This window comes from Anaerolineae bacterium, from assembly GCA_014360855.1.
Classification (GTDB): Bacteria; Chloroflexota; Anaerolineae; order JACIWP01; family JACIWP01; genus JACIWP01.
In genome coordinates, this window is sequence record JACIWP010000347.1 from 1 (window position 1) to 2776 (window position 2776).

General features: G+C 66.7%; 2 protein-coding genes. Both read right to left on the reverse strand.

Going from position 1 to position 2776, the window contains the following annotated elements; genetic code table 11:
• Positions 1-1911: phenylalanine--tRNA ligase subunit beta (locus tag H5T60_13795; protein MBC7243505.1), on the reverse strand; the 1911-nt coding region annotated here is incomplete at its 3' end.
• Between the two features lie 28 nt (positions 1912-1939).
• Positions 1940-2776, reverse strand: an 837-nt coding sequence (gene pheS / locus H5T60_13800) for a phenylalanine--tRNA ligase subunit alpha (protein ID MBC7243506.1), incomplete at its 5' end; no start/stop codon positions are given.

Consider the following 2776-nt stretch of genomic DNA (forward strand, 5'->3'; position numbering starts at 1 on the left):
GTCCATGTTCTCCGGCGCCGGCGGGTGCCAGGCCAGCGGCTGTCGCGGGCCGGCCATTGCCAGTGCCAGGCGCATAGGCTCGCGCGGCAGGAGCTCTCCCGGCGCCGGCTCAAAGACCGCCGCGATCTCGAAGATGCCCACCTGCGGGGTGTGGCGCAGGTTGGACGCCACGGTGCTCAGCAGGCTGGCTTTCAGCGAGCGGCGCAGGTATTCCCGCTCGCTGGACAGCGGGTTCGCCAGGCGGATGAAGTCCTCCGGCCGGGGCGATTCCCCTTCCGGATACAGCCGGCCCTCCACTTCCAGGCTCGTCAGGGAATAGGTGATGACTTCCTGCAGGCCGCAGCCGGCCAGCACATCCCGGATGAATTCCTCCGTCTCCAACTGGTGGAAGCGCCGCTGGGGCGGCAGTTCATCCGCCAGCAGGGTGCTGGGGATGCGGTCGTAGCCGTAGACCCGCGCCAGCTCCTCCATAATATCGGCCGGGATGCGCACATCCAGGCGGTGGTCCGGCACAGTGGCATGGATGGTTTCCCCCTCCACCCGGCATTGGAACTCCAGCCGGCGCAGGATATCCACGATCTCCTCGACGCTCATATGCACGCCCAGGATGCGCTCCACCTCCGCGGTGGTGAAGGTCACCACGACGGTCTCCTGCGGGCGCGGGTACAGATCAGCCAGGCCCTGAGCGATTTCGCCGCCGGCCAGCTCGCGCATGAGCTGGGCGGCGCGCCGGGCGGCGCGTACCGTCATGCTGGGGGCGATGCCGCGCCCGAAACGGGCGGAGGCCTCCGTGCTCATGCGCAGGGCCTGCGCGGTGCGGCGGTTGTTGATGGCGTCGAAGTTGGCCGACTCCAGCAGGATGTCAGTGGTCTGGTCGGTCACCTCGCTTTCCAACCCGCCCATGACGCCGGCGATGGCCACCGGGCCGGCGCCGTCGCAGATGAGCAGCATATCCCCGGTCAACTGGCGCTCCACGCCGTCCAGCGTGGTCATCTTCTCGCCGGGGCGGGCGCGCCGCACGATAATGGCCGGCGGATGGGTTTTTCCCGGCCGCGGCCGCAGGGCGTGATAGTCAAAGGCATGCAGGGGCTGTCCCCATTCCAGCATCACGTAGTTGGTGATGTCCACGATGTTGTTGATGGGGCGCATGCCGGCCAGGGTCAGCCGGCGCTGCATCCACCAGGGTGACGGCCCGATCTTGACCCCCTTGATGAGCGCGGCGGTGTAGCGCGCACACAGGTCTGGGTCAGCGATCTCCAGGTCAATCTGCCCTTCGATGGAGGGGCCGGTCGCCTCCATGGTCGGCTCCTCGACCCTCAGCGGCCGGCCGAGCAAGGCGGCTACCTCGCGCGCCACGCCGATCATGGAGAAACAGCGCGCCAGGTTGGGCGTCAGGTCCAGGTCCAGCACCACATCGCCGAGATAATCGGCCAGGGGCATGCCCACCGGCGCGTCGTCCGGGAGGATCAGGATGCCCTCGTGGCTGTCCGACAGGCCCAGCTCGCGCTCGGAGCAGACCATGCCGGCGGAGCGCACACCGCGGATCTTGGTCGGCTTGAGGGTGGTTTTCCGGCGGTCTTCGGCGTAGCCGTCAATGAGCACCGCGCCGGCCAGCGCCAGGGCCACTTTCTGCCCGGCATCCCCCACGCGGATGTTGGGCGCGCCCGTGACGACGGTGATCGGCTCCGGCCCGCCGTATTCCACGGTCGGCAGGGTCAGCCGGTCGGCGTTGGGATGAGGGTCCACGCGCACGATCTGGCCGACGAAAATCTTGTCCCGGTCCCACCAATCGCCGATGCGCTCGATGCCGACGACTTCCAGGCCGGCCAGCGTCAGCCGCTCGGCCAGCTCGTCTACCGTTATATCCCCGATGTCCACATATTCTTTCAGCCAGCTCAATGGTACACGCATGGTTCACTCTCCCTTATCCGATGGCCCATCAATGGAATTGTCCCAGGAACCGCAGGTCGTTGGAGAAGAAGTAGCGGATGTCCTCGATGTGGTTCTTGAGCATGGCGATGCGCTCGATGCCCATGCCGAAGGCAAAGCCGCTCCACTCGTTCGGGTCGTAGCCGCCGTTGCGCAGGACGACGGGGTGCACCATGCCGGCGCCGGCGATCTCCAACCAGCCGGTGTGCTTGCACAGACTGCACCCCTTCCCGCCGCACAGGATGCAGTCCATGTCCACTTCCACGCTCGGCTCGGTGAAGGGGAAATGGCTACAGCGGAAGCGCAGTTTGCGCTCCGGCCCGAACATCTGCCGGGCGAAATGGATCATCGTGCCCTTCAGATCGGCCATGGTGATGTGCTTGCCCACGGCCAGCCCCTCGACCTGATGGAACATGTGCTCGGAGCGCACGGTCACCTGCTCATAGCGGTAGCATTTGCCCGGCAGGATGGCGCGGATGGGCTCCGGGTGATAGGCGCGCATGACGTGAATCTGCCCGGGCGAGGTATGGGTGCGCATCACCACATCCTTGTTGATGTAGAAGGTATCCCACATGTCGCGCGCCGGGTGATGGGGCGGCATGTTCAACAGCTCGAAGTTGTACTCGTCGGTCTCCACCTCGCGCGAGCGGTAAATCTGGAAGCCCATCTGGGTGAAGATATGGTAAATCTCGCGTAGGGTCTGGGTGGAGGGGTGCAGGCGGCCGATCGCCGGCCGGCGGCCCGGCAGGGTCACATCCACGGCCGCGGCGCGCAGGGCGCGCTCGACCACCTCCTGCTTGAGGACCTCCAGCCGTGCCTCATAGGCGGCCTCCCGCCGGCCCTTGAC